The 26,872-nt window shown below is 60.5% G+C and carries 27 protein-coding genes; 22 read left to right on the plus strand and 5 right to left on the minus strand.

The window, feature by feature from the left end; translation table 11 throughout:
- Nucleotides 1-19: 19 nt before the first annotated feature.
- Complete coding sequence (locus NCR40_RS29880; RefSeq protein WP_250511651.1) at nucleotides 20-502, minus strand: MarR family winged helix-turn-helix transcriptional regulator; 483 nt, start codon at nucleotides 500-502, stop codon at nucleotides 20-22.
- Nucleotides 503-627: 125 nt separating this feature from the next.
- Between NCR40_RS29880 and NCR40_RS29885 the strand changes: the two genes are divergently transcribed.
- Together NCR40_RS29885 and NCR40_RS29890 are read left to right on the plus strand one after the other, a co-directional pair.
- Complete coding sequence (locus tag NCR40_RS29885) at nucleotides 628-1,008, plus strand: tautomerase family protein (RefSeq protein WP_250511652.1); 381 nt, start codon at nucleotides 628-630, stop codon at nucleotides 1,006-1,008.
- Nucleotides 1,009-1,020: 12 nt separating this feature from the next.
- Entirely contained in the window at nucleotides 1,021-2,565 is a 1,545-nt protein-coding gene (locus NCR40_RS29890; RefSeq protein ID WP_250511653.1) for an MFS transporter, read from the plus strand.
- 1 nt (nucleotide 2,566) lies between these two features.
- Here the strand turns inward: NCR40_RS29890 and NCR40_RS29895 are convergent, their stop codons facing one another.
- The gene (locus NCR40_RS29895) at nucleotides 2,567-2,989 is read right to left on the minus strand and encodes an NUDIX hydrolase (protein ID WP_250511654.1); all 423 of its coding nucleotides are present in this window, start codon (nucleotides 2,987-2,989) and stop codon (nucleotides 2,567-2,569) included.
- A gap of 1,213 nt (nucleotides 2,990-4,202) precedes the next feature.
- Between NCR40_RS29895 and NCR40_RS29900 the strand changes: the two genes are divergently transcribed.
- A complete protein-coding gene (locus NCR40_RS29900; RefSeq protein ID WP_244832454.1) occupies nucleotides 4,203-5,294 on the plus strand; it encodes a lipopolysaccharide biosynthesis protein in 1,092 nt (363 codons plus the stop codon).
- A 101-nt stretch (nucleotides 5,295-5,395) separates the two neighbouring features.
- On the opposite strand, the gene NCR40_RS29905 is transcribed toward NCR40_RS29900, so the two are convergent.
- Complete coding sequence (locus tag NCR40_RS29905; RefSeq protein WP_250511656.1) at nucleotides 5,396-6,064, minus strand: helix-turn-helix transcriptional regulator; 669 nt, start codon at nucleotides 6,062-6,064, stop codon at nucleotides 5,396-5,398.
- A gap of 460 nt (nucleotides 6,065-6,524) precedes the next feature.
- Here NCR40_RS29905 and NCR40_RS29910 point away from each other — a divergent pair, with 460 nt between their 5' ends.
- The 6 genes from NCR40_RS29910 (at nucleotide 6,525) to csgH (ending at nucleotide 11,328) form a co-directional block, all read left to right on the plus strand.
- Complete coding sequence (locus NCR40_RS29910; protein ID WP_250468332.1) at nucleotides 6,525-7,217, plus strand: CsgE family curli-type amyloid fiber assembly protein; 693 nt, start codon at nucleotides 6,525-6,527, stop codon at nucleotides 7,215-7,217.
- Nucleotides 7,218-7,287: 70 nt separating this feature from the next.
- Complete coding sequence (locus tag NCR40_RS29915) at nucleotides 7,288-7,728, plus strand: curli assembly protein CsgF (protein ID WP_244832457.1); 441 nt, start codon at nucleotides 7,288-7,290, stop codon at nucleotides 7,726-7,728.
- Between the two features lie 90 nt (nucleotides 7,729-7,818).
- Nucleotides 7,819-8,739: a CsgG/HfaB family protein gene (locus NCR40_RS29920; RefSeq protein ID WP_250468331.1), complete on the plus strand. Its 921-nt coding sequence runs from the start codon at nucleotides 7,819-7,821 to the stop codon at nucleotides 8,737-8,739.
- A 95-nt stretch (nucleotides 8,740-8,834) separates the two neighbouring features.
- A complete protein-coding gene (locus NCR40_RS29925; RefSeq protein WP_244832459.1) occupies nucleotides 8,835-9,308 on the plus strand; it encodes a hypothetical protein in 474 nt (157 codons plus the stop codon).
- 191 nt (nucleotides 9,309-9,499) lie between these two features.
- Nucleotides 9,500-10,834 (plus strand): beta strand repeat-containing protein, encoded by a 1,335-nt coding sequence (locus NCR40_RS29930; RefSeq protein ID WP_250511657.1) that lies wholly within the window; start codon nucleotides 9,500-9,502, stop codon nucleotides 10,832-10,834.
- Between the two features lie 161 nt (nucleotides 10,835-10,995).
- Nucleotides 10,996-11,328, plus strand: coding sequence for a curli-like amyloid fiber formation chaperone CsgH (csgH, locus tag NCR40_RS29935; protein WP_250511659.1), 333 nt, complete (start codon nucleotides 10,996-10,998; stop codon nucleotides 11,326-11,328).
- A 24-nt stretch (nucleotides 11,329-11,352) separates the two neighbouring features.
- On the opposite strand, the gene NCR40_RS29940 is transcribed toward csgH, so the two are convergent.
- The gene (locus NCR40_RS29940) at nucleotides 11,353-12,261 is read right to left on the minus strand and encodes a LysR family transcriptional regulator (RefSeq protein WP_350029339.1); all 909 of its coding nucleotides are present in this window, start codon (nucleotides 12,259-12,261) and stop codon (nucleotides 11,353-11,355) included.
- Between the two features lie 116 nt (nucleotides 12,262-12,377).
- On the opposite strand from NCR40_RS29940, the gene NCR40_RS29945 reads away from it, so the two are divergent.
- Nucleotides 12,378-12,980 (plus strand): NADPH-dependent F420 reductase, encoded by a 603-nt coding sequence (locus NCR40_RS29945; protein ID WP_250511660.1) that lies wholly within the window; start codon nucleotides 12,378-12,380, stop codon nucleotides 12,978-12,980.
- Between the two features lie 149 nt (nucleotides 12,981-13,129).
- Here the strand turns inward: NCR40_RS29945 and NCR40_RS29950 are convergent, their stop codons facing one another.
- Entirely contained in the window at nucleotides 13,130-13,786 is a 657-nt protein-coding gene (locus NCR40_RS29950) for a TetR/AcrR family transcriptional regulator (RefSeq protein ID WP_250495236.1), read from the minus strand.
- 174 nt (nucleotides 13,787-13,960) lie between these two features.
- Here NCR40_RS29950 and NCR40_RS29955 point away from each other — a divergent pair, with 174 nt between their 5' ends.
- The 12 genes from NCR40_RS29955 (at nucleotide 13,961) to NCR40_RS30010 (ending at nucleotide 26,728) form a co-directional block, all read left to right on the plus strand.
- Entirely contained in the window at nucleotides 13,961-15,085 is a 1,125-nt protein-coding gene (locus NCR40_RS29955; RefSeq protein ID WP_244832463.1) for an HlyD family secretion protein, read from the plus strand.
- Between the two features lies 1 nt (nucleotide 15,086).
- Nucleotides 15,087-16,616, plus strand: coding sequence for a DHA2 family efflux MFS transporter permease subunit (locus NCR40_RS29960; RefSeq protein WP_250511661.1), 1,530 nt, complete (start codon nucleotides 15,087-15,089; stop codon nucleotides 16,614-16,616).
- Nucleotides 16,606-18,144, plus strand: coding sequence for an efflux transporter outer membrane subunit (locus NCR40_RS29965; RefSeq protein ID WP_250511662.1), 1,539 nt, complete (start codon nucleotides 16,606-16,608; stop codon nucleotides 18,142-18,144). The genes NCR40_RS29960 and NCR40_RS29965 overlap by 11 nt, the downstream gene beginning before the upstream one ends.
- Before the next feature lie 87 nt (nucleotides 18,145-18,231).
- Nucleotides 18,232-19,245 carry a LacI family DNA-binding transcriptional regulator gene (locus tag NCR40_RS29970; RefSeq protein ID WP_250468323.1) on the plus strand — a complete coding sequence of 338 codons (1,014 nt, stop codon included), beginning with the start codon at nucleotides 18,232-18,234 and terminating at the stop codon, nucleotides 19,243-19,245.
- A gap of 188 nt (nucleotides 19,246-19,433) precedes the next feature.
- Complete coding sequence (locus NCR40_RS29975; RefSeq protein WP_250468322.1) at nucleotides 19,434-20,387, plus strand: substrate-binding domain-containing protein; 954 nt, start codon at nucleotides 19,434-19,436, stop codon at nucleotides 20,385-20,387.
- Nucleotides 20,388-20,412: 25 nt separating this feature from the next.
- A complete protein-coding gene (locus NCR40_RS29980) occupies nucleotides 20,413-21,207 on the plus strand; it encodes an ATP-binding cassette domain-containing protein (protein WP_250511663.1) in 795 nt (264 codons plus the stop codon).
- Nucleotides 21,208-21,209: 2 nt separating this feature from the next.
- Nucleotides 21,210-22,214: an ABC transporter permease gene (locus tag NCR40_RS29985; protein ID WP_244832415.1), complete on the plus strand. Its 1,005-nt coding sequence runs from the start codon at nucleotides 21,210-21,212 to the stop codon at nucleotides 22,212-22,214.
- Nucleotides 22,215-22,216: 2 nt separating this feature from the next.
- A complete protein-coding gene (locus NCR40_RS29990) occupies nucleotides 22,217-23,341 on the plus strand; it encodes a phosphotriesterase family protein (RefSeq protein ID WP_250511664.1) in 1,125 nt (374 codons plus the stop codon).
- 2 nt (nucleotides 23,342-23,343) lie between these two features.
- Nucleotides 23,344-24,108, plus strand: coding sequence for a glutamine amidotransferase (locus NCR40_RS29995; RefSeq protein ID WP_250511665.1), 765 nt, complete (start codon nucleotides 23,344-23,346; stop codon nucleotides 24,106-24,108).
- Nucleotides 24,105-24,293: a hypothetical protein gene (locus NCR40_RS30000; protein WP_250511666.1), complete on the plus strand. Its 189-nt coding sequence runs from the start codon at nucleotides 24,105-24,107 to the stop codon at nucleotides 24,291-24,293. The genes NCR40_RS29995 and NCR40_RS30000 overlap by 4 nt, the downstream gene beginning before the upstream one ends.
- Complete coding sequence (locus NCR40_RS31560; RefSeq protein WP_250511667.1) at nucleotides 24,290-26,062, plus strand: BtpA/SgcQ family protein; 1,773 nt, start codon at nucleotides 24,290-24,292, stop codon at nucleotides 26,060-26,062. Before NCR40_RS30000 ends, NCR40_RS31560 begins: the two co-directional genes overlap by 4 nt.
- Nucleotides 26,063-26,113: 51 nt before the next feature.
- Entirely contained in the window at nucleotides 26,114-26,728 is a 615-nt protein-coding gene (locus NCR40_RS30010; RefSeq protein ID WP_284507912.1) for an HD domain-containing protein, read from the plus strand.
- Nucleotides 26,729-26,872 lie beyond the last annotated feature (144 nt).

A 26,872-nucleotide genomic window follows, 5' to 3' on the forward strand; every position in this document is an offset into this window, starting at 1 on the left:
CCTGGTTAGCGTTTATCCGCTAGCGTTGCATGTCCTTTTCGAAGCGTTCCGCAAATTCATCCGATAAGAGCTTGTCCAGCACGCCGCGCAATACTTCGGCTTCGGCGCGGCCCAATGATGAATCGAAGATAGCTTGCGCCTTACGCCACAGAACGTCGGATTCAGCGAGCTTCTCGCGTCCTTCGGGCGTGAGACCAATCGATTTATGCCGCCTGTCGTCAGGGTTCACCTCGAGTGAGATGAAGCCATCACGCTCAAGCGGCTTAAGCGTATGCGCGAGCGCGCCCGAATCCATTACCAGCGCTGCAGCGAGCTTGCCTACGTTGGTCGGCTCCGATCGCCCGATCTGAGCGAGCACCGCGCGCTGCGTGATTTTCAGGCCGCTTGGCGATATTGCCGCGTCATAGAGTTGTGAAATACGTCGCGTGGCCTTGCGCAGTGCGGTGCAACTGCAACCGGGTCGCCCGCGATTCACATTCTTTGCCGCCATTTTCGTTGCCATCACTCATTCCTCTGCGAAGTTTCCTGCAGAGTCATTATTCCATTATCAGCATATGCAGGCAATTGACAGATTGCAAGCATATGCTGATAATTTGCCGCACCGGTCCTCATCAATGGAGCTCCATCATGCCGTTTGTTCGTATCGACTTGAAGAAGGGAAAGGATGCCGACTATCGCCAGCAGATCGGCCTCGTCGTTTATGAAGCGATGCTCAGTGTCGGTGTGCCGCAGAACGACCGCTTCCAGGTCATCAACGAGCATGAAGACGCCAACTTCATGTTCGATCCGACGTATCTTGGCATTGCGCGCGACGACGACCTTGTCATCATCCAGATCACGTGGAACGAAGGACGTAATACCGATCAAAAGAAAGCGCTATACCGCGCAATTGCCGAGGGACTCTCGACATCGCCGGGCATACGGCCTGAGAACGTCTTCATCAATCTGGTCGAAGTGAAGAAAGAGAACTGGTCGTTCGGCAACGGTTTAGCGCAATACGCGGTTTGAGGAGCGCGCCGCATGGATCGTTCACTCGCAAGCAGACCGGACGCCGCGACGAAGCGGCATGAGTGGCTCGTGCTCATCTGCACCTCGGCGCCGTCCTTCATGCTGCAACTCGATGCGAACATCGTGTCGGTGTCGCTGCCCTCCATTGCGCGCTCGCTTCATGCGGATTTCGCGGGCATCGAGTGGGTGATCACGGCGTACATGTTGAGCTTCGCGTCGCTGTTGATGCCAGCAGGCGCGCTCGCCGACCGCTTCGGACGCAAGCGCTTGCTCGTTACAGGGCTGATGTTGTTCACCTTCGCATCGCTGCTATGCGGGTCCGCGTGGAACTTGCCGATGTTGATAGCCGCGCGCGCGGTGCAAGGCGCGGGCGCGGCCATGCAATTGAGCGCCGCACTCGCCACCTTGTCGCACGCATTCCACGGCGAAGCACGGGCGCGAGCGTTCGCGTTTTGGGGCACCGTAGTGGGCATCGGGATCGCGAGCGGTCCGGTGGTCGGTGGACTCATCACGCAGGCGTTCGGCTGGCAATGGGCGTTCAATGTCAACGTGCCGATAGGCGTCGTATTGCTTGCGTTGATCTTGCGCGTGATCGAATCGTCGCGCGATCCGCACTCGATGCGACTCGACCTGCCAGGCGTCGCATGCTTCGGAACGGCGCTCTTTCTAACGACGCTTGCGCTTATCGAAGGCAATCGGCGCGGCTGGAATGATCGCTGGATCATCGCTGAATTCGTAGGCGCTGGCGTGCTGTTCGTGTTGTTCGTCATTGTCGAGCGACGTCAGACGCGGCCGATGCTCGACCTAACGTACTTCCGCAATCGGACGTTTCTCGGTGCGACGCTCGCGCAGTTTGCGTTTTCCATCGGCATGCTCACGATGCTGACGTTCGTGCCGATCTTTCTTCAAAGCGGTCTCGGCGCGACATCGGCGAGCGCGGGTCTCATGATGCTGCCGATGGTCGGGCCACTCTTTATCGTGCCGCGTCTCGTGTCGCGTCATCTCGCGCATCGCCTGACAGGGCGCGCGTTGCTTACGCTCGGGTTGCTTACGGTGTGCATCGGGCTCGTCTGTTTCGCGGCGGTCGTGACCATGCTTGCTTATGCGCCTCTCATCGTAGGCATGGTCGTGACGGGCATCGGCGCGGGCATGCTCAACGGCGAGACGACCAAGGTTTCGATGACCGTGATCCCAAAGGAGCGATCCGGCATGGCGTCGGGTGTGTCGGGCACGACCCGTTTTACCGGACTCGTCATTGGAATCGCGATGCTCGGCGCGGTGATGTTTGCGCGTGTCCAAAATGTCATTACGAATTCGATGCCTTCCGTCGATTCGCAGCAGCGCCTTCATCTCGTAGTGGATATCACTGCAGGGCATCTTCAGCGCGCAACCTTGCCAGGTTGGAGCGATGCCGCGTTGCATACACTCGGTGCGATTAGCTTCGCCAAAGGATATCAAGCGCTGTTCGTCGTGGCTGCATTGTTCATGTTGTCGTCGGCAGCGTTGACTTGGCGCCTCGTGAATCCGGCTGAGACACCGCCGACTTTAGCACGCTGAATCAAGGCTTGAAATCAGCCAGTATCACGCCGTTGCGAATATTTTCAAGCGCATGGGCTATGTAGTCGACGGTCGGCTCAGGCGGATGGTCCAGCGGCGCCCAAACAAACGCAGAACACTTGTGCGGTTCCATGTTCACAAGGACGCCCTCCCAAGAACGACATGTCAAAAAGAAGCTTATTCGGTTCTGTTCCGAATCGCGTCGCATCACCAACTTGAAGTCGAAAGAACCTGGCGCGATGCTCACGCCGGCTTCTTCCTTCGACTCGCGGATCGCGCATTCCTCGATGGATTCCCCAGGTTCGAGATGACCGGCGACCAGCGAATACTGACCGTCTCTATGGCCGGTATTTGCGCGCTGGATGAAGAGATATTCGTTATTGTCGTTCTTGAACAGGACATGTACGTCGACAACGCTTTGCATTCGGCTCATCTTTGCGCACCGTGGAAGAAGCTGATGTTCGGTTCGCGATCCTACGTCGCGAAGCGGCGAGCGCAAGTTTAAACCGCGAGGCGGCTTATTAATATTGGCGGCGATGAATCAGGCTGATTGCGTCGAGCCTCGACGGCGACTTCGGTTGAATCCTGATCCGGCGTGCACTATGTTGGAACTCATCCTCTCAGTATTTCCCGAAGCGAGCGCACAAAGCAGCCCTGCCAATGAAGCGGAATTGAATAGTTTGGAGTCCTCGAACGGCCCTTTAATGCGGGTCATCCATTCAGCATGCATAGCGCATGCGATTCCACTTTGCCTTTTGCCATCACGACGTTTCGCGATGTTATCGAGAGGTCGCTAAGAAGTATCGCTTAGTCAACTTTGTTACCCAGCTTTCGAGCATCGGGATGACAGGGGGCATTGCGCTTTGCTTCTAGAGTAACGCTCTAGCCGTTGCGGGCGGTTGAGAGCCTGAGATTACCGGCTTTCGCAAATGGCCCGGCCGAATTTCTTCCCCTAAGAAGTGCGATAGGGGTCGCTGTCTTTAGCGATCCTCTAAGCAGCTTGCGCTAGCAAAACTCGTCGGCCTGTCGCGTCGATTCCATCACACATGGCAACGTCTCGCGACTCGACGCTAGCGCCTACGCCCTGTGCGCTCTCTACCGTTCTAACGGGCTACGCGTCGATCCAACGATTGCGCAATGTCGCACAACGCCTTTAAGACCAACTGTGTCCAACTTTTGTACCCCTGAAACCGCCGCCATCCTTTCGAAATGAAAACTTCATATCAATCGGTATATGTTTCACTGTCAGGAAAACTTAACGCATTTTTTTCTTAATTTCACATTTACAGTCATCTCATAAGACGATAACCTTGCTTCCGTTCTCACCGATTCGGCACATCTTGCTTTAAGCAAGAACTCGTACATCCGAATACGGTAATAGTTGCTACATCTGACGCGGTCTCTTGTGTCTTACGTTCGGTAGCTTCGATCGGCAGTTCCTGCAGTATCGAAAGCAATCGTTTGCTTACGTGCTGAGTACAAAGCAAGCCGCGGAAAGCCGTGACTCGTCGCGAAGTCGACGTGGTGCTACGGCGAACCTCGCAACTAGCGAACTGTGTGCTAGCTGTCGGCGGAAAGTGCCGGCAACCTTTAAACATGTGCGGGCGCTAGCCCGGCAATTAGTTATGCAAACTAACATGAATGAAAATCAGTCTTCCCATTTCCTGAAAGTTCTGTCGAAAACTAAAGCCGCAGCGCTTGCCACTGCTCTGGTCGCTTCCACGTTGCTCGCAGCTTGCGGTGGCGGCGGCGAAAGCGCAGTCGATGCCGCAGTCGACAAGTCCGCCGCCACGCCGCAATCGACCGAAAAGGCCGCAACCACCAGTTCCATCTTCTACGGCGCAAACGGCCACATCACGAACGGCGGCGCGTATGACACCACGTCGTACGCAACGCAGCTTTCGCAACTCCAAAATCTCGGCGTGAAGATTTACCGTAACGACGTGTACAGCCAGGCATCGGCGAAGGTTCTCGCCACGGTCGCAAAGCAGTTTGCGGCAGGCGGCGTACAGGTTTATCCGGTGATGCTGCTGGGCCTGAACTACAACAGCGAGCAGGCCGCCTATAACGCGGGCTACACGATGGGCCAGCAGACGGCGCAGACGTACAACTACACGTACTACGAAGTCGGCAATGAGCTCGAAGCAAACACGCTCTCTGGCAACTACGACGGCAACGTCTGGAACCATTACAGCAATCAGCCGTTCACGGTCGCACGCGGGTTGATTCGCGGCATGATCGCGGGCGTGAAGTCGGTTAATAGCTCGGCGAAGATCATCGTCGACGGCACGTGGAAGCACACCGCGTTCTTTCAGATGCTTGCGGACGGCTCGCAGCCGGACGGCACGCATGGTCACCCGACTGTCAGCTGGGACATCACGGCATGGCACTGGTACTCGGACCAGGGCGACATGACCCACGCTTGCGGCAACACAGGTTGCCATGACATCCTCGGCGTGCTGAACTCGTTTGGCAAACCGGTCTGGATCAACGAGTACGGTGTGCGTCCGACCTACGGTACGTACTCGGCAATCGCGTCGTACTTCACCGGCAGCTTGATGATGCAGCAGTTTTACAACAACGCGGCCAAGTACAACATTCAGTCGATTCAGGCTTTCGAAATGTACGACGACAGCGAAGGCGCATACGGTCTCATGACGAGCGATGGCAAGACGCAAAAGCCTGCCTTCACCGCAGTCAAAAGTTTCATTGCAAGTCACCCGAAGTAAAGCGAGTCAGAAAGGGCCTTCGGGCTCTTTCTTTTCTTGTTTCGGTAAGCGTTGAGGCCCGTTCCCATTCAACCGTTGGTCAACGTTCACCAGGGCGCACGTTACGTCACGATGCTCGCTAGCCGCATCAATTCCGACTGACGCGAGCAGGACGTTTTCTTGAGCGTTGCGGCAAGGTGCTTGCGTACGGTTGCAATCGACACGTCAAGAATCGCTGCGCATTCATTGACGCTGTGACCGCAGATCAACTCGCAAAGCATCCGCGCTTCAGCCTGCGATAAGCCCAACACACTTTGTAGTGTCGCTACCTCCGGCCGGCGAAAAATATGACGGCGCTCAATGCGCAATACCGCTCGCGGCCGTGAGGAAAGTACAAGGTCGTCCGCGCGCGTGATTACGATATGCCACGCATGTCCCCAAGCTCCAGTCACGACGATCGTGCTGCACTGACCGCGAGCCAGCGTCTTCGCCACGCTCGACTTGAGTCCTTCGTAGGCCTTCGGGTTCAGATGCATGAGCTGTCCATCGCGGATAGCAAGACCACCCTGGTCGCCAAGTAGGGCCAACGCGTTCGACATCTTGCACATGACGTTCAGATCGGCATCGACGGCGACGACCGTGGTCTCTTCGTTGAACAGATAATCGACCAGCGCTGCGGCATCGCTGCTTTCGAGCGCGACGGCCTTGACCGTCCGAGCGTCCGACATCGCTTCCTGCGCGTTGATCGAAACCGCGACGTTCATCTCCGATGCCACGATACATTCCAGCATTTCATCCCCTTCGGTGTTTTTTTAGGCCGGCTTTGGAGCCATCACGTTGGCACTTTTGCATCGACCAGGCAGAGGCAATTTGTATGCCAAATCCTGCGAAGCCTTGTTGGACAAGAGGTCTCCAAAAGCCGCTCACTGCTAGTTGAAATCCGCACGAATTTGAACCAGGCGGACCAAAATTGTTTCAGTCACGAACGTCCAGTTTTCGGTCGCTAACGTTTGCGCAGCGGCTTTTAAGGGCGATCGCCTCAACCGAACGAGCGTCTCAAACGCCCGCCGCACGTGCGTTCTCGTAACACCGTAACGTGTTCCCCGCGACACGAGTCGCGGAAGTTTCATGGCAGCGAAAGGTGTTCATTTGACCCATCGACATCCGCCATCGCCATCCGCCAGAATGCGTTCCATACCACTGCATCGCTTCGGCAAACGAAGTCTGCAGGAATGACGACGAGAGGCTTGTATGCGACACGATGGCGATGCAAACAGGATCTCGACGAAGGGCGCGTGGCGCATGCCGCAGTTCTGGGTCGCGTCGATGACGTTCGTGACCACGGCCGCGCTACTCGGCAACATGGTCGATAACGCGGCATATGCTCAAGGCGCGCAGGACGCCGATTCGCCGTCGAGCGCTCATGGCTCCGCTTCGGGTAATGAAGCACGTGCGCTCGTCACGCTGCCGAACCCGCCGACGCCGAGTCCGCTTACGAGGGTCCGGCCGCAAGCGGCGTCGCCTGCACTCACCGACAGTGCGACGGTCAGCCGCCAGTCGACGATCACGGGCAGCAACACATTGCCCGCCAAGCCGGATGCCAGATCTCCACTCGTGGATACGCTTGGCGGGATCGTTACCAACGACGCGGTGACGCTGGTAGGCGAAGACTTCTATAACTTTTTTGCTCAGGCATGGACGCAGATGCCGATGAGCGAACGCTATAACGTGTCGGTCCATGAGCGTCCCTCTGCAAGATACGGCAGTCTGGTCTGGATCGAATACGATCAGCGTCGTGTGTTTCAGGCGTTCTTGCCTATTGCCCGGGCGAACGTGCGGCCTATTGCCGAAAGCGCGGCGGCGAGCGCGTTGCAGACAGTGCTGCAGGCGGATATATCGCGCCTGCTGTTTCATGAAGCCGATCTCGCATCGGATGAAATGTAAGTCGCGGCATACGGTAGCAGAAAGACAAAGACAGCATTCAAACGATAAAAGAGAGTTCGAGGAAATCGGGATGACTAACCAAAAGACCTTCACGCGGATACTGCTTACCGCCATTGCCAACGCGGGACTGATCGGCGGAGCGTATGCCTCGCCGCTGGTGTACGAGCCCATCAATCCGACCTTCGGCGGGAATCCCGCGAATGGTCCTGTTCTCATGGATCAGGCGACCGCACAGAACAAGCATCAGGACCCGAGTCTGGCGAGCCTGACCAGTTCGCAGTCCACGCTCGATCAATTCAACAGTCAGTTGCAGCAGGCCATTCTGTCACGCGTGGCGAGTTCGGTCACGAGTTCGATCGTGGGCACGGATGGATCGCTCAAGCCAGGCACCATCAACACGGGCAACTTCTCGATCAACATCGCGCAGATAGCGAACGGCAATCTGCAAGTGACGACGACCGACAAGACCTCGGGTGCTTCAACGACTTTCGTGGTGAGCGGCGGCCAGTAACGCAGCCTACGCCAATTGCTGGAGCGAGGGCTGCGACCAGCCGTCATCCAGATCGATACCAACAAGAAACAGCAAGACACGGGGAATATCATGAACCGATTCGCACTCCGGGCAACGCTCGCGCTCGTCAGCGCCGCCGTGCTCACGCTCTCAGGCTGCGCGGTATCGCCGCAGAATGTGGCGGGCAACGCGACGCTCACGCCGCCCACGCGCGTGACCCGCGACCTCGTGCATCTGCCGCCGCCCAAGGGCCGCGTGCTCGCTGCCGTCTATGGCTTTCGTGATCTGACCGGTCAGTACAAGCCGTCGCCCGACAGTTCGTTTTCATCGCAGGTTACGCAAGGGGGAGCGTCGTTCCTCGTTGCCGCCATGCGCGATTCCGGCTGGTTCACGCCGGTCGAGCGCGAGAATCTTCAGGACCTGCTGACCGAACGCAAGATCATGCGCGCGCTCGAAACACCGGACGACAAGAACCGCGTCATTCCGCAGATCGGCGCGTTGGCGCCGGCCAGCATCATCCTCGAAGGCGGGATCGTGGCGTACGACTCGAATGTGAAGACCGGCGGCGCCGGCGTGGCGTATCTCGGGATCAGCGGCTCGCAGCAATATCGCGTGGATCAGGTGACCGTGAATCTACGCACCGTCGATATACGCAACGGGCAAATCCTGAATAGCGTCTCGACCACCAAAACCATCTATTCGTATCAAGTGGATGTCGGCGTCTACAAGTTCGTTGGCTTCAAGGATCTGCTCCAGGCTGAAGCAGGCTTGACGCGCAATGAGCCGGCGCAGTTATGCGTCAAGGAGGCGATCGAATCCGCAGTGGTTCATCTGATCGTGCAGGGACTGAAGAACCAGACGTGGGCGCTCAAGGACGACAAGGACTGGTACGACCAGACGGTTCAGCGTTATCTGCAGGAAAACCAGAACTACGTCGCGGAGATGGACAAGGTCAATACCTCGTATGACCCGACGAAGGTCGAACCGGAAAAGGCATCGTCGGGCGGTTGATTCCGGCGCACGCGATTAGTAGCTCGCATCAGGAGCCGTAAATGAAGAACCAAAGAATCAAGAAGTCGCTCGCTCATAAAATATACGGAATGCTTATGATTGTTGCGTCTACCGCGAGTGCCGCTGACCTGTCCTTCATCTCGGACTTCGGTGCAGGGGAGCCGGCTTTCACGGTAAGCCGCCAAAGTGCGACGGTGAATCAGACGGGTTCAGCGAACACGGTGCAGGCCCGGCAAACCGGCGTCAACGCGATCACCATCAATCAGATTGGCGTGGCGAACGTGGCGGCGTCGCAGCAAACCGGGACGCAGAACTGGCAGTCGCTCGTGCAGTCAGGTAACGGCAATCAGTATGTCGGCGTGCAATCGGGGTCATACAACACGGCCAGCGTGACGCAACGAGGCAATAGCGACTACGCGTCGGTTACGCAATACGGGTCTCGCAACGACGCATCGGTGGCGCAACGCGGCAACGGTAATCAGGCAACCATCATTCAAGGAGGCGCCGGCAGCGGCATTCAGGTCCAGCAAACGGGTAACGGAGCAAAAGCGTTGGTGATCGCCCGATAAGCATACAACGACGAGCAACGAATCAAGGAGCAGCCATTCGATGAAACGACGAGTGAAGTAGCGGCAGCAGCAGGGGAAAGGCGGCAAGTGCACACCATGAAAAATGCCAAGCAGGCCGGACCGCTGAAATGAAAGCAAAAGCACAAACACGAAACCATCGTTTACTGGTTCATATAAGGGGTTGACCAATCATGAAGATCAAAGCATCCGTCGTTGCAATGGGGTTTCTGGCACTGGCCTCGTCGAGCGTGTTCGCCGAAGCCATCAACAACACCGTCACCGTGACCACGACCGGTACATACAACAATGCATTGGTTGACCAGAAGGACACGAACGGCGATAACGTCGCAATATCGCAGCAGGGCGGCCTTATCGCGGCCGGCAACCGCGCGAGTGTCACCGAATCGAGCTCACGCGACAACAAAGTCGTAATCAACCAGTCGAGTGTGCTGAACAATGCATCGGTCAATACGAGCGGCGGTGCGGGCAATGCGACGAACATCGATCAGAGCGGTGTGCTTACCGCCGCCAAGGCGTCGGTCGTGCAGACGGGCGAAGTGCAGAACAAGGTCAACATCACGCAGACCGGCTTCGTGAGTGGTTCGACCGCCAACGTGAACTCGAACAATGGCACCGGCAACACGACTTCGATCTATCAGACCGGCGTGAATTCGGCGAGCGTTGCGCAGAATGTCGGTTCGGATAACACGACGATCATCAGCCAGACCGGCGCGCTTGGCGTGGCATCGGTGGGCCAGGCTTCGTCGTCGGGTAACAACACGAATGTGCAGCAAGATGGCGCCAGCGGCAACGCAACGGTCTCTCAGACGCTCGGCTACGACAACACCACGAACATCGCGCAGCATGGCTCGCTGGAGACGGCAACGGTCTCGCAACTCGGCGCGCTCGGCAACACGACGCAGATTCTGCAAACCGGTCCGAGCAACACGGCAAACGTCGCACAGACTTTGTCGGCCGCCAACCTGACTTCCATCTCGCAGACCGGCTCGAATAACGACGCGGCGGTCTCGACGATGCTTGCGCTAGGCGGCAACGTCACGGTGTCGCAGATGGGGTCGAAGAGTCAGGCCTCGGTTTCGCAGGTGAGCGAAGCAGGTTCGAGCGCGACCGTGTCGCAAAGTGGCTCAGGCGTGAACAATGTCAGCGCGTTGCAGCAAAACGGCAGCGGCAACGAGATCACGTCGACCCAGGTTTCGACTGGCACGGCCGTCAACACGGCGGGCCTTTCGCAAGTCGGCGCATTCGGCTCGAAGCTCGATCTGCTCCAGCATGGCAGCGGCAACAATGCGGTGGCGTATCAGGCCGGGATGGAAGAAACGCTGCTGGCATCGCAAGATGGCGTGAGCAACGAGTTGTACTCGTCGCAATCGGGCAGCGGCAACCGCATTGCATCGACGCAAGTTGGTGGAAGCAACTACGCATCGGTCACGCAAGCCGGTTCAGGCAACATCGCCACCGTGACGCAAACAGGCATCCACAACTCGACGACGATCGCTCAGCACTAAGGGGCGTAGTAAAGATCGTTGTGTGTGTTCGACTCGAACGGCCGAGCCCCCGGCCGTTTGATCGATGCTCTCCTTCACCCCGCGTGGTGCCGGTCGATATTTATAGCCACCGCGCCGGGTGCTTTTCCATTCAGACGCGCTTTGCCTTGAAGGAGCCGATCATGATCGCGTTGTCCGATGTCGCCGTGTCCTTCGATGTCACTTCCGCCAACGGTTCGATCCGCGTCGTTCCGTACGTCGTCAGCGTGTACGACACCGGCCTCGACTACGACTTGCACGTGCTCAAGTCGGGCGCGTCGGGCACGTCGAACGTGTCGCAGTCGGGCAGTTTGCACTTGCGCGGTGGCGAGAGCCGAGCGGTCTCGACGCTTGCCGTGTCATCGGCGAAAGGGGAGGCTTGCAAGGTCAGCATCACGTTGATGCAGGCCGGGCGTGTGATCCGTACGGTCAGCACGGATTGCGGAACTGGCAGCGCTTACCAGGCGACTCGTTGACAGCCCGAGCGGCCGTTTGAACCATCAACTTTGCCACTGAGTCTTCAATCGTTCGATGAACCATTTGCCTGCCGGTCCAGGCGGCTGCGAAGGCTGCTGAAAAATGGACATCGTCAAAAGCCAGCCGCTGGGCGGCATCTCGTCCGTATCGAGAACAACCAGCGTCCCTGCGGCGATGTCTTTTTCGACCATATGCAAAGGCATGCCTCCCCAGCCCACGCAGTCCTTTAAAAACGCGTATTTGGTGGACAAGTCCGCCAAGCGCCAGGTCGAAGCGGAGGCCACACCGAAGTCGCGACCTGCCGTGAGATCGGATCTGTCGGTCAGCACCAGTTGAACGTGGCGGCCAAGCTCACGCCGTGTTATTCGGCGACCGATGGCTGCAAGCGGATGCTGCGCCGAAGCCACCGCGACCACGGGCACGTCGCCGAGCCGCTCGCTCGTCAGCGATGAAAATGCCTGCGGCAGCGGCGGGAGTATGCCGAGACTGCATCGGCCGTCGAGAACGGGTAGATAAGCCGCTCCCAGTCCTTCGACGAAGAGACGTAGCGGCGTCAGTGGAAACTGCTCGGCGAAGGCCTTTGCGACTGCACTGATCACGTCAGTCGGGAAGAAAACGTCGACCACTACCGAGAGTTCGGCTTCCACGCCCGATGTCATGAGCCTCGCACGCGCCTTCAACGCATCCACCCCGGCGACGATATTGCGAGCGTCCGCGAGCAACAACGCGCCCTCTGGCGTGAGCTTCGGGAATCGTCCAGAGCGCTCGAAAAGAATGACGCCCGTTTGATCTTCCAATCCTCCGACCCAACCACTCACCGCCGACTGAACGCGATTGAGTTTTCGCGCCGCCGCCGAGAAGCTGCCCTCATCCACGGCGGCGATAAAGGTTCTGAGTTGGTCCAGCGATATTCCATCGAGCATGGCGGCCATCCATCTCCGAGCGTGATGGATTGTATCTCGATATGCCGTCTTCCCAGATCGTTCACGCGCTGCCACGATCTACTCAAGCAACGACGTACTCGTGACCAACCAAAAAAGGAATTCTCATGACTTATTCGATCATCGGGAGCGGCAGCGTAGGCGCCGCGATTGCCCGTCAATTCGCTCGCAGCGGCATCACGGCAGGCATCGCGAACACGCGCGGGCCGGAATCCATCGCACCTATCGCGCAAGAGCTAGGCGACAAGATCGTACCTATGACGTTGCAGGACGCGCTCAAGGCCGACGTGATCATTCTCGCGGTTCCGTTCTGGGCGCATCGCGATGTCGCCAAGGCTATGGCTAGCTGGCAAGGCAAAGTCGTCATCGACGCCACCAATGCCTATGGCGTGCCGCTGAACGAACTGGACGATCTGCCTTCCTCGGCGGTCGTGGCGAAGGCGCTGCCTGGCGCACATTTGGTCAAGGCGTTCAACCATCTGCCTGCGCGCGTGCTCGCGCAGGAACCCGCGACATCGGCGGGACGCCGAGTGCTCTTTTTATCGAGCGATGATGAGGGCGCCAATGCAACCGTCGCGGTGCTCGTCGAACGGCTCGGTTATGCGCCGGTCAGTCTCGGCAAGCTCGCCGAAGGCGGTCAACTCGTACAGGCCCGTGACAAGCATTGGGCGGCGTTGATCTTTCAGGACCTGTTCAAGAAGGAGCAATGAGCCATGTACGATCTTGTCATCGGACCCAAGCCGTATGACCGGGGAAGGTCGCCTATCCGTGCGCTCGATGACATATAAAGGCGCCGCTTGAAGTCGTGTGAAAGTTGCTCGTCGATGCAAAGCAGGGGTCGAGCGACTACTGCGTGCCTCTATAAAAACGCATTCAGCGCACCCGCCGTGACGAATACAGCGATAGTCCGCTTGACATGCGAGCGGATCTCGTTGCGAAGATCATCGAGGTTTTCATCCATCAATGCTCTCATGAGCATGGGCGGAACGATTGCATCGAGCATCTGAGTGGCGATGATCAACGCATTGCGCTTGATGGCAGCGCGCGCACTGGCGTCGCGCGCAATTTGCGAATGTTCCGCCATCAAGCTCGCGACCGCATCGATGCCGCGTAGGCGCCCCGCCTCGCGTGTCATTTTCGCCAGCGACGGAAATCGCGGCGCGTCGGCTACCACCACTCTGATTAACCCGATCACCTCGTCGTCGAGCAAGCGTGTGACGAGCGCGCGCGTCACCCCTTCGAGTTGCTCGACGAGAGCAGAGGATTGCGGCGCCTCGAACACGGGACGCAAGCACCGCTCGCAATTTCGTTTGACCACTTCGGCGAAGAGCGCTTCCTTGCTCGGATACCGACTGTACAACGTTGCCTTGCCTGCGCCCGCCGCCTCGGCGATGCGCTCCAGCGACGCTCCAGCGAAACCCTGCTGCAGAAAGACGGTACTCGCCGCGTCCAGAATGCGCTCTTCCACATCGCCTGCCATCGCGTTGGACGGACGGCCTTTCTTCCGCGAGAACATGGCTCCTATGGGGCATAGGGAGGCATGTCCGTTGCCATCTTTCATCGTGCGTTTCACGGCTGATCCTTGCATAAATCTCCAGCGCGAGATTAACACAGACGCCATTTCTTAAAAAAGAACGATACCGTTCCGTTCTATTGTAGAATGCATCTCAATATTGGTTGGGAGACTGCAATGGCCGGAAGTGAAAGCGAAGATAGCAAGCCCTCCGGCGATGCCGGAGAAGGCGACCGCGAGCAAGCCGACAAGAAGCCGGGCGAGGAAACGTCCAAGCCGATGAGCCCGAAGCGCAAGCGCATGAATGCCATCATCGGCGGAACGGTATTACTGATTTGTGTGGCTGGAGGCGTTGCGTACTGGCTCCATAGCCGGCACTACGAGAGTACCGACGACGCGTTCATCGACAGCAATCAAAGCCAGATTGCATCGCAGGTGAACGGTCGCGTGATCGAATTGCTGGTGGCGGATAACCAGCACGTCGAAAAGAATCAGCCGCTCTTGCGCATAGATCCACGCGACTTCGAAGTGAAGCTCGAACAAGCCGAGGCACAGGAAGCCAATGCCGTTGCGCAAGTTGCGCAGGCGCATGCCGACCTGCTGTATCAGCAAGCCAATCTCGCGCAGCAGACCGCGCAGGTGCGCGTCGCGCAGGCCGATCTACTGCAGGCGCAGCAGGATCTCGCGCGCTATACGGGCACGGACCCGGCCGCCATCACGCGTCAGCAACTCGAACAAAGTCAGGCGACCACCAAGAGCGCGCTCGCGAGGCTCGATAGCGCGAAGCAGGCCGTTCAGGCGGGCGAAGCGCAGGTCGCGTCGCAACGAACCAAGATCGACGCTGCTCAGGCATCGGTGCGTCAGACGCATGCGGATGTCGATAACGCGAAGCTGCAATTGAGCTACACGGAAGTCGTCGCACCGCAGGCAGGGAAGGTGACGCGCCGCACCGTGAACCTTGGCAACTACGTGACGCCCGGACAGGCGCTCGTTGCAGTGGTGCCCGACGAGATGTGGGTCACCGCGAATTTCAAGGAAACGCAGCTCGTTCACATGAACGTGGGACAACCCGTGGATGTCACCGTGGATGCTTATCCGGACAAGGTTCTCCACGCGCATGTCGAGAGTCTGCAACGCGGTACGGGCTCGGTGTTTAGCAGCCTGCCTGCGGAAAACGCCACGGGCAATTACGTGAAAGTGGTGCAGCGTCTGCCCGTGAAGATCGTCTTCGATGGCGATGACTGGCGCAACATGCCGCTCGCGCCGGGTCTATCCGTCAGTCCGCGCGTGACGGTACGTTGACATGGCCGCTACGCACGCAGCATTGCCGAGGTCGGCGGCGGGGCCCTTCAATCCATGGCTCATCGCGGTCATCGTGTCGATTGCCACCTTCATGGAAGTGCTCGACACGACCATCGCGAACGTGGCGCTCAGGCATATTGCCGGCGGACTCGGTGCGAGTCTCGACCAGAGCACGTACATCACGACGAGCTACCTGGTGAGCAACGCAATCGTCTTGCCTATCAGCGGATGGCTTGCGAACGTGATCGGGCGCAAGCGCTTCTACATGATCTGCGTGTTCCTGTTCACGGTCAGTTCGGTGGCGTGCGGCTTCGCCACCTCGCTGCCGATGATGATCGTCTTTCGCGTGCTGCAAGGACTGGGCGGCGGCGGTCTCGCGCCGGTCGAGCAGAGCATTTTCGCGGACACGTTCACACCGGACAAGCGCGCGATGGCGTTTGCGCTGTATGGCTTTACGGTCGTCACGGCACCCGCCATCGGACCGATGCTTGGCGGCTGGATCACCGAGAACTATTCGTGGCACTGGGTGTTCCTCATCAACCTGCCGGTGGGGATGGTGTCGCTCGTCCTGACGTGGATGTTCGTAAGCGACAGCAAGCTCGTTCAGCAAGAGCGTCGCACGCTGCTCGACCGAGGCTTGCGCATCGACTATCTCGGCTTCTTTCTGGTGGCGGTCGGCTTCGGCTGCCTGCAGATCGTGCTGGATAAATTCGAGCGCGAGGACGGGTTCTCGTCGAACTTCATCTGCTCGTTCGCGGCGGTTGCATGCGTCGCATTGGTGGCGCTGGTCATTCGCGAACTGACGACCGCGCAACCAATCGTGAACTTGCGGCTTTTCAAGTCGCGCGCATTCGCCATCAGTTGCGGCGTCATGTTCGCGTTCGGGTTCATCATCAACAGCACGACGCAGATCCTGCCGCAATTCACGCAGGAACTGCTTGGCTACGATGCCACCAACGCCGGCCTCACACTTGGCCTGGGTGGTCTCGTCACGTTGTTCTTCATGCCCGTGGCGGGCATCGTGACCGGGCGCGTGTTCCAGCCCAAATGGCTCGTGATGATGTCGCTTGCGGGCACGGGCGTCGCGTTACTGCATTCGGCGGGTCTCGATCTGAACATCGGCTTCTGGGATGTCTCGTTGTCGCGGCTTTATCAGGTCATCTGGCTGCCGTTCCTCTTTATTCCGCTTTCGACCGTGCAGTTCATCGGTATTCCGCCGGAAGAGAACAACAACGCATCCGCGCTCATCAACATGATGCGCAATCTCGGCGGCAGCTTCGGCGTGTCGCTCGTGACGACGCAACTGGCGTGGCGCGATCAGTTTCATCATGCACGGCTCGCCGAGCACATCACGCCGTATAACGGCTTCGTGAATGCGCTCGGCTCCATCGCCGGACGGGTCGAGCAACAGGCGTCCGTCATGAGTTATCTCGACGTGTTCATCATGCTCGGCGTCATATCACTCGTGCTGTGTCCCGTCTGTATCTTGTTGCCGAAGCTGCCGAAGGGGGCACAAGTCAATGCGCATTGATTATCGATGGATTCCGTTTGTCGCTTTTCTGTCCGCCTGCACGGTCGGCCCGAACTTTCAGCGTCCTGCATTGCAGACACCGGCGCCGTGGCCCGAAACGCAGTCCACGAGCGAGGCTAACCGGTCGGTCGCGGTGCCCGAACCTGTCGATCCGCGATGGTGGAACAGCTTCGGCGATCCCGTGCTGACCGAGCTCGTCACGCGCGCGATGGACAGCAATCTCGACATCAAGGTCGCGGCGGCGCGGCTCCTGGAGTCGCGTGCGCAGCTTGGCCAGACGAAGGCCGACGAGCTTCCGACGCTAAACGGCAACGCTTCCTACACGCGCGAGCTGCAGAGCGCCGATGGCGTCATCGGCTTGCTGGGCGGCGGCGGGTCATCGGCCACGGATACGAACGGACTCGGCGGACGGCAAGGCGGTGTCCCGACGTCGAGCGCGGCGCAAAACGCACTGCCGCCGTTCAATCTGTATCAGTATGGCTTCGATGCATCGTGGGAACTCGACCTCTGGGGCCGCGTGCGACGCACGACGGAAAGCGCGAGCGCCACGGTCGAAGCGCAGAACGAGGCGCGGCACGATGCGATCGTCTCGACCGCCGCCGAAGTCGCGCGCGATTATCTGAATCTGCGTGGGACGCAGGAAAAGCTGCGTATCACGCGAGAGAATCTGGCGTTTGCAGAGCGTACCGTGCAACTCACGGAGGAGCGCGCGAAGCATGGACTCGCTACCGATCTCGATGTCGCCAATGCGCAGAGCCAGGCCGAATCGAATGCCGCGGATATTCCGCAGGAAGAGCAGCAGGAAGCGAAGCTGATCAATGCCATCGGCGTGCTGCTTGGCGAGTACCCGCAAGCGCTTGCGGCGAAGCTGTCGCCGCCATCCACCGTGCCGATGGCGCCGCCGCGCGTGCCGGTCGGGCTTTCATCGGAACTGGCGCATCGGCGGCCGGATATCCGCGAGGCGGAGGCGCAGCTTCATGCGGCAACGGCGAGCATCGGCGCGGCGAAGGCGGACTTCTTCCCCAAGATCACGCTGTCGGGAAGCGTCGCCATTCAGGCTACGCAATTCACGAATCTCGGTAGTTGGGGCGCGCGCAGCTACAGTGCGGGGCCGAGTCTTTCGCTTCCCATCTTCGAGGGTGGCCGCTTGCGTGCGACGCTCGCGTTGCGGGAAGCCCAGCAACAGGAAGCGGCGATCACGTACCGCAAGACCGTGCTGTCGGCATTCCAGGAAGTCGATGACGCGCTGACGGGATTCGCCGCCGAGCAGCGCCGCCGCGATCGCCTGGACGCAAGCGTGCAGGCTTCCAAACGCGCGCTCGACATTGCAAACAAGCGCTACATTCGTGGCCTGTCGAGCTACCTCGACGTGTTGACGGCACAAAAGGCGTTGCTCACCGCCGAGCAGCAATGGGTCGACAGCACCGCGACGGTATCGACGAATCTCGTCGCGTTGTACAAGGCGCTCGGCGGCGGCTGGGATACGCAAGACGGCGCGTATGCGGCGCTTTCCGCCAAGCAGGAATAAGGCGCACAAGCGCGCGTTCGCGATGCCTCGATGACGGCTGGCGCGAGAACGAGGCTACACTCAGGCTTTTCCAAGCCGGAACGCGCTGTGCCCAAAGTGTCCACGATTCGCGAAGTGGCGGAACATGCCAAGGTCTCGAAGGCGACCGTATCGCGCTACCTGAACGGCAGCCTCGCGTTGCCGCCGGACACAGCCGAACGCATCGACGCCGCCATCGCGGCGTTGAAGTACCGGCAAAACAGCCTTGCTCGGCGCCTGAGCCTCGGCAGCAGCGAGACTATCGGCTTGGCCATGCCGGACGTGGCGAATCCTTTCTTCGCGGAGATCGCCGACGAAGTCGAGCTGGCCGCTTCCGAGCATGGCTACGGTCTGTCCTTGTGCATCACGCGCAACCAGTTCGCTCGCGAATCGCTGTATGTCGGCTGGCTCGACATTCAGCATCTCGATGGCCTGATCCTCGTCTCCAACCGTCCCGACGACGGCACGCTGCGCACGCTCATCGGCACGCGCGGCAATATCGTCGTGATCGATGAGGACGTGCCCGGCGCGGACGTGCCCAAAGTGCTCGTCGATAACGTGCAGGGCGGCTATCTCGCCACGCAGCATCTGATCGAGGCGGGGCATCGGCGCATTGCTCATATCAGCGGCCCGCTCGGTCTTTTCACCGTGCAGGAGCGTTGCGAAGGGTATCGGCGGGCGTTGGCGCAGGCGAATATCGAATTCGATGAAACGCTCGTCTGTTTCGGCTCGTACGAGCGCGAGTTCGGCGCGACGGCGCTCGGCCGTCTGCTTGCGCTGCCGTCGCCGCCCACGGCGATTTTCGCGGCGAGCGATTACCTCGCGGTCGGCCTGCTCGAAGCGCTGCGCGATCGACGTATCGACGTGCCGCGCGATATGTCGATCGTCGGCTTTGACGACATGGAGTTTGCGAGCCTGCTGATGCCGCCCATCACGACGCTTCGGCAGTCCGCGCGCGATCTCGGCCGCACGGGCGTCGAGTTGCTGCTTGCGCGTCTTTCGGGCGGCGGACCGTCCGCCGTGCGGCGGCTGCCCGTGAGTCTGATCCAACGCGCGTCCGTCGCGCCGCCACGTTCGCGCTGAACTCAGCGTCAACGCCACTCCACGCAAATTCTAATTTTGACCGGTTGACACGAAAGGGGCGTCGGCCGTAGCCTAAGTAAACCGGTTTACAAAGCGGCGCGTTTTCATCCGCGCCCTCTGAAGTTTCAACCATGCCAGGACCAGCCGACGAGTCGCTCGTTCTGCGCCTTTGCGATGGAGGAGCTGTGATGAACGCCATGCTTTCACGCCGGATCATGTCCGCGGTCGCCGTGATGTCCGCCGGATCGCTGATTACACTATCGGGCGGCGCGCACGCCGCCGACAAGAAGAAAATCGCGCTGGTCCAGATCAATCAGGAAGCGCTCTTCTTCACCCAGATGGATGACGGCGCGCAAAAGGCCGCGAAGGCCGCGGGTGCGGACCTCGCCATCTTCAATTCGAACAATGACCCGAACGCGCAGAACAACGCCATCGAGACATACATCCAGCAGAAGGTGGATGCGCTTCTCGTGGTCGCCATCGACGTGAACGGGATCAAGCCGGCGATTGCCGAAGCAAAGAAGGCCGGCATTCCGGTCGTCACCATCGACGCTATCGTGAACGGCGATAACGACGTGCAAGTCGGTGTCGACAATCTCAAGGTCGGCAAGGACATCGGCACTTACACGGCCGATTACGTCAAGAAGTCGCTTGGTGGCAAGGCAAGCGTGGGCGTGGTTGGCGCGCTGAATTCGTACATTCAGAACGTGCGTCTGGACGGCTTCAAGGCCGGTCTCGCGGGCGCGCCCAATGCGAAGATCGTGTCCACGGTCGATGGCCAGAACGTGCAGGATCAGGCGCAGACGGCCGCCGAAAATCTCATCTCCGGCAACCCGAACATGCAGGTCGTTTATGCAACCGGCGAACCGGCCTTGATCGGTCTCGTGGCCGCCGTGTCGGCGCAAAGCGCGACGGATCGCGTCAAGATTTTCGGCTGGGACTTGAGCGCGCAGGCCATCAAGGGCATCGATCAGGGCTTTGTCGTGGCCGTGGTGCAGCAGGACCCGGAAGGCGAAGGCAAGGCGGCCGTCAACGCCGCGCTCAAGCTGATCGCGAAGCAACCGGTCGAGAAGAACATCTCCGTTCCGGTGACCATCGTCACCAAGGCGAACGTGGCGAAGTATCGCAGCGTGTTCAAGTAGGCCGCGTCCAAACCGGGAGAGCCTCATGTCGAGTGTGGACACAGGCGCGCCGCTGCGTGTGCGGATGCGCGGCATCACCAAGCAATACGGCGCGATACAGTCGTTGCGCGGCGTGAATCTCGATGTCGCGCCGGGCGAAGTGCTGGGCCTCGTCGGTGACAACGGCGCGGGCAAATCGACGCTGTCGAAAGTGCTGTCGGGTGCGGTCGTGCCCGACCGCGGATCGATCGAGATCGACGGCAAGACGGTCCATTTCGACAATCCGGGCGATGCCCGCACGCATCGCATCGAGATGGTCTATCAGGACCTGTCCTTGTGCGATACGGTCGATGTCGCGGGCAATCTGTTTCTCGGCCGCGAGCCCATGCGCCGCGTGCTCGGCATGCCGATTCTCGATCACGCGAAGATGCATCGCGATGCACGTTCCATGCTGGACGGGCTCGGCATCCGCATTCCGGACACGAAACTCGACGTGGAAAATCTGTCGGGCGGACAGCGTCAAGCCATCGCCATTTCGCGCGCGGTTTCGTTCGATCCGAAAGTGCTCATCATGGACGAGCCGACTGCCGCGCTCGCCGTCGCGGAGGTCGAAGCGGTGCTCGATGTCGTGCGAACCGTAAGCGCGCGCGGCGTCAGCGTGATTCTCATCAGTCATCGGCTGCAGGACCTGTTTCTGGTCTGCGACCGCATCACGGTGATGTACGAAGGCACCGCCATCGCGGACCGGCCTATCGGCGAGACGAATCTGCAGGAGATCGTCGATCTGATCGTCGGGCACAAATTCAACGCGCGCTCCGCGCGTCCACACGCCGAACATTGATCATGGGTACCACCGTGTCCTCCGAATCTTCCGCACGGCGCGCGCTTTCGCTGTCGCACCGGCTGGGCCATCGTGCAGGCGTCGCGAGCATCGCGGCCTTCTTCGCGATCTGCGTCGTGGCGTTCAGCATCGCCACCGACACTTTTCTCACCACCGGCAATCTCCTGAACGTGCTGCGTCAGAGTGCGCCGTTGCTGATCGTCGCCACGACGATGACGCTTGTCATCACCACCGCGGGCATCGACCTTTCGGTGGGCTCGACGCTCGCGTTCGTCGGCGCGCTCGCGGCCATCGCTTTGCACGCGGGCATGCCGGATACGCTCGTTCTGATCGGCGGCCTCGTGCTCGGCGGGGTCATCGGGCTCGCGAACGGCTACTTCATCGCGATCGCGGGCATGCCCGCGTTCATCGTCACGCTTGGCACGTTGTCGATCGTGCGCGGTGCGGCGCTTCTCATCACGCAAGGCTATTCCGTGCCCGTGGATGGCAACGGCTGGTTCGTCGCGCTCGGCCGCGAGTGGTTCCTGGGACTTCCGCTGCCCGCCGTGATCGCGGTGGCCGTGATGCTCGCCGGATGGGTCGTGCTGCGTCATACGCGCTTCGGGCGCTACATCATCGGGATCGGCACGAACGCGGAAGGCGTGCGGCGCGCGGGCGTCGATACACGCGGCGTCATCATCAAGGTGTATGTGCTGAGCGGCATCGCGGCGGGGCTCGCCGGGCTCATTACGACCGCGCGGCTCGGGAGCGGTTCGTCGAATCAGGGCGTCGGCTTCGAGCTCGCGGTGATCGCGGCGGTCGTGCTCGGCAGCACCAATCTGTTCGGCGGCCGCGGCACCATTCTGGGCACGCTCCTCGGCGCGCTGACCATTGCCGTGCTCGGCAACGGGCTGATTCTGGTTCACGTGTCGCCGTTCTATACGCAGATCATCCAGGGGGCCATCATGCTGTTCGCGATCTGGCTGAACACGCGCATCTTTTCCGCCCGGCGTGGAAAGAAGGGCTGAACATGATGTCGACGAAACCCGTATTCGGTCATCCGGCGACGCTGCCCATAGGTGTCGGCAGCGGCCACGTGATGACGGTGCTCGGTCCGCTACCGGTCGAGCAAATGGGCATCACGCTGATGCACGAGCATATTCTGGTCGATGCCTCCGGCAAATGGGTCGCGCCGGCTTGTTGCGGCGAACGGCATATCGGCGAGCAGAAGGTGCATGTCGGCATTTTGGGCGCGCTGCGCATGAATCCGCTCATGAACCGCGACAACTGCCAGCTATTCGATGTCGATGCCGCCACCGAGGAACTGATGAAGTTCCGCGAATTGGGTGGCCAGACGGTGGTCGATCCGACCAACCTCGGCATTGGCCGCGATCCGCTCGCGCTGCAGCGCATTTCGCGGCGCACGGGGCTCAACATCGTCATGTCGACGGGCTTTTATCTTGAGCCTTCGCATCCGGCGTACGTGCGCGAGCGTTCCATCGACGAACTCGCCGCGCAGATGATCTTCGACGTGGGCGGCGCCGAGCGCAAGCCAGATGTGATCGCGGGGCTCATCGGCGAAATCGGCGTGTCGGCGGCGTTCACGGCGGAAGAAGAGAAGTCGCTGCGCGCGGCGGCTCGCGCGAGCGCCGCCACGCGCGTGCCGCTTTCGGTGCATCTGCCGGGATGGGTGCGGCATGGACATCGCGTGCTCGATATCGTCGAGCGCGAGGGCGCCGATCTCGCGCATACGGTGCTTTGTCACATGAACCCGAGCCACGCGGATATCGAGTATCAGCATTCCATCGCGCGGCGCGGTGCGTGGCTCGAATACGACATGATCGGCATGGACTACTACTACGCCGACGAAGACGCGCAATCGCCGTCCGATGAAGAGAACGCGCGCGCTATCCGCGCGCTCATCGATGCGGGGTTCATCGGCAATCTGCTGCTCTCGCAGGACGTGTTCCTCAAGATGATGCTCACGCGTTACGGCGGCTTCGGCTACGGCTATATCCTCGAACACTTCGTGCCGAGACTCAGACGCCACGGCGTGAGCGACGCGCAGATCGAAACCATGCTCGTGACCAATCCCGCTCGCGTGTTCTCGGCGGCGGCATCTGGCGTGACGAGCCGTCGCGTTCAAGGAGATTGAGAATGACGAAGAAAGTCCTGCTCGCCGGAGAGTCGTGGACCAGCACGGCAACCCATGTGAAGGGTTTCGATCTGTTCGCGTCGGTGACGTATCACACCGGCTCCGAGCAGTTTCTCGCGCTCTTCAAGGACAGCGCCGGGTACGCGGTCACGCACATGCCGAGTCACGACGCGCAGACGCGATTTCCCACGACGCTCGAAGGGCTCGAGGAGTATGACGCGATCATTCTTTCCGACATCGGCGCGAATACGCTCTTGCTGCATCCGGATACGTGGGTGCATAGCAAGCGCACGCCGAACCGCCTGAAGTTGTTGCGCGAGTATGTGGAGGCAGGCGGCGGTCTCATGATGATCGGTGGCTATCTGAGCTTTCAGGGCATCAACGGCAGTGCGCGCTTTCGCAATACGCCCGTCGAGGACGTGCTGCCCGTGAAGTGCCTCGCGTGGGACGACCGCGTGGAAGTGCCCGAGGGGTTCACGCCGAGTATCGTCGCGCGGCATCCGGTGATAGAGGGCCTCGGCATGCAATGGCCGCATCTGCTCGGCTACAACGAAGTCGAGTTGAAGCCAGGTGCGACGCTCATCGCAACCGTGCCGGACACGGGCCATCCGTTGCTCGTGGCGGGGCAGTATGGCGAGGGCCGCACGCTTGCCTGGACAAGCGACATGTCCGTGCACTGGCTGCCGCCCGAGTTCTCCGCGTGGGACGGTTATGGGCGGCTTTGGCGGCAGTGTCTCGACTGGCTGACCGAGGCGCGCGCGGCATGATGTATTTCAGTATCGCCGACCTCGACCTCGACCTCGACCTCGACCTCGACCTCGACCTCGACCTCGACCTCGACCTCGACCTCGACCTCGCGCGCGCGGCATGCGCGGCTTGCCGCGACGCTTGCCCGCGTGAGGCGCTCGGTTCGTATCGAGCGATGTCCGGCTACCGGATGGCACCATCGTGAGCAGCGCGCGCGTCTGCGTGATCGGCAACGCGGCGATGGACATGACGCTGCGCGTGGCTTCGTTGCCGAAGCCCGGCGAGACGTCGATTGCGCTTGGTAGCACGCTGGACTTCGGCGGCAAGGGCGCGAATCAGGCGGTGATCGCTGCACGCGCGGGCGCGCAGGTGACGTTGCTTGCGGCTGTCGGACGCGACGCCGACGGCGCGCGCATCGTCGCCATGCTCGGTGAGGAAGGCATCGATACGCGGCACGTTGACCATCTCGATTGCACGACGGACCTTTCCATTGTCACCGTCGATGCTGCCGGTGAAAACACCATCGTCACGCGCAACGAAGCCGCCAGCGGCTACGCACCGGATGCCGCGTTGCTGGACGCCGTGAGCGCGCCGGGCGACTGGATCGTGCTGCAAGGCAATCTGGCGCGCACGGTGACGGCGACGTGGTTGCGCGCGGCGCGTCGCGGCGGGCGCTATACGCTTCTGAATCCGGGACCGGTGCAATTCGAGGTCAACGCGCTGCTGCCCGATGTCGATGTGCTCGTCGTCAACAGCGTCGAGGCCGAAATGCTGTCGGGCGACGCCGATGCACGCCGCGCGGCGCTCGCACTGCACGCGGCAGGCGCGACCGACGTGCTGGTCACGCTCGGCGCGGGCGGCGTCGTCTGGTGCGGCGCGCACGGCGGCATCGAGCAGATGCCCGCATCTGAAGTCATTGCCGTGGACACGGTCGGCGCAGGCGATGCACTCTGCGGCATGCTCGCGGCTGGGCTCGCGCACGGCCATCGTCTGCGCAACATCCTGCCTCGCGCAATGGCCGTTGCCGCCTATGTGGTCGGCCGGCACGGCACGCAGGCGAGTTTTCCGGATCGTGCGGCATGCTCGAACTCGCGCGCTTCATCTGACCGATACTTCGACAGGATTCTCATGGACACCGGACACGAGGTTGGACGCGGACGCACCGACAGCATCGCGCATATTTTCGGCCGCCCGCGCGGCGTGGTCATAGGCGTGATTCACTGCCCGGCGTTTCCCGGCGCGCCGCGCTACGACGGAGGCACGAGCGAGGCGCTATACGAAACCGCTCTTGCCGATGCCCGCGCGTATGCAGCAGGCGGCGTCGATGGTCTCATCGTCGAAAATCATGGCGACGTGCCGTTCGCAAAACCGGATGACATCGGACCGGAAACATCGGCGTTCATGGCCGTGAGCGCGGACCGGATTGCGCGCGAGACGGGCCTGCCTATCGGCATCAACGTGCTTGCCAACGCTTCGGTGCCGGCGCTTGCCATCGCGGCCGCGAGCAATGCCGCGTTCGTGCGCGTCAATCAGTGGGCGAATGCTTATGTGGCCAACGAAGGCATCATCGAAGGCGAGGCGGCGCGGGCCTTGCGATATCGTGCGCGGTTGCGCGCGGAAGGCATCCGCGTGTTTGCGGACGCGCACGTGAAGCACGGCGCGCATGCAATCGTCGCGGATCGTGCGCTCGAGGAACTCGTGCGCGATGTCGAATTCTTCGATGCCGATGCGATCATCGCCACCGGCCAGCGCACGGGCGATGTCGCGAGCCTTGATTATCTTCGGCAGATTCGCGCCGCGACCAGGCTTCCGCTTTTGGTGGGCAGCGGCTGCACGGAAACCAACGTCGCGGAGATTTTGTCGGTCGTGGATGCGGTGATCGTCGCGAGTTCGCTGAAGGTGGGCGGCGTGTGGTGGAATCCCGTCGATGAAGACAAGGTGCGGCGGTTCGTGCACGCGGCGCGAGGAGGTTAGGACGAGCGGTAGACTTCTCCTCGTGTGCAACCGTCTTCCGGGAGAGTGAATTTGAACCAAGACAAAGAGGTCGAGCCGCTCTCGAGGCGCTTCGGGTTTCTCATCGAACTGGACAAGCTGAAATCGGTTATGCGGCAGTCGCCGCTCATCGACCGCAGCCGCAGGGAGAATTCGGCGGAGCACTCGTGGCATCTGGCCATGTTCGCGCTGGTGTTTTCGGATTGCGCGAAGGATGTCGACAGTTTTCATGTCATCAAACTGCTGCTCGTGCATGACATCGTCGAGATCGATGCTGGCGATCATCCGCTGCACGCGCCAGGCGCGGATTCCGCGTCGATCGAGCAATCGGAGCAACGGGCCGCGGAGCGAATCTTCGGGTTATTGCCCGACGATCAAGGGCGCGAACTGCGCAAACTATGGATGGAATTCGAGGCGGCTGAGACACCGGAGGCGATCTTCGCCAAATCGCTCGATCGGCTGCAGCCGTTGCTGATCAATACCTTGACTGGCGGAGGCACGTGGACGGAGAACGGCGTGAACGAGCAACAGGTCGTGGAGCGGTACGGGCCTGTGATTGCACGCGGGTCGTCGCAGTTGTGGGAAGCGGCGCGTGAGCTTGTCGGCGCGCACTTTTCCGGTGACGTCGCTCGCCGGAAAGACGACTGATGCCGTGGCGAATGGCGTTGAATGACGGCGAGATGCATTCGCAGTGTCGTAGTTGGCGATGATCGCCACCTTGGTTGAGGCGACGCGTTTTGCTAGGGTCGCTCATCGCCAAGGTCAACGCGTGCCCGATACATGTCCCTGACG

The organism is Caballeronia sp. GACF4 (assembly GCF_023631025.1).
GTDB lineage: Bacteria > Pseudomonadota > Gammaproteobacteria > Burkholderiales > Burkholderiaceae > Caballeronia.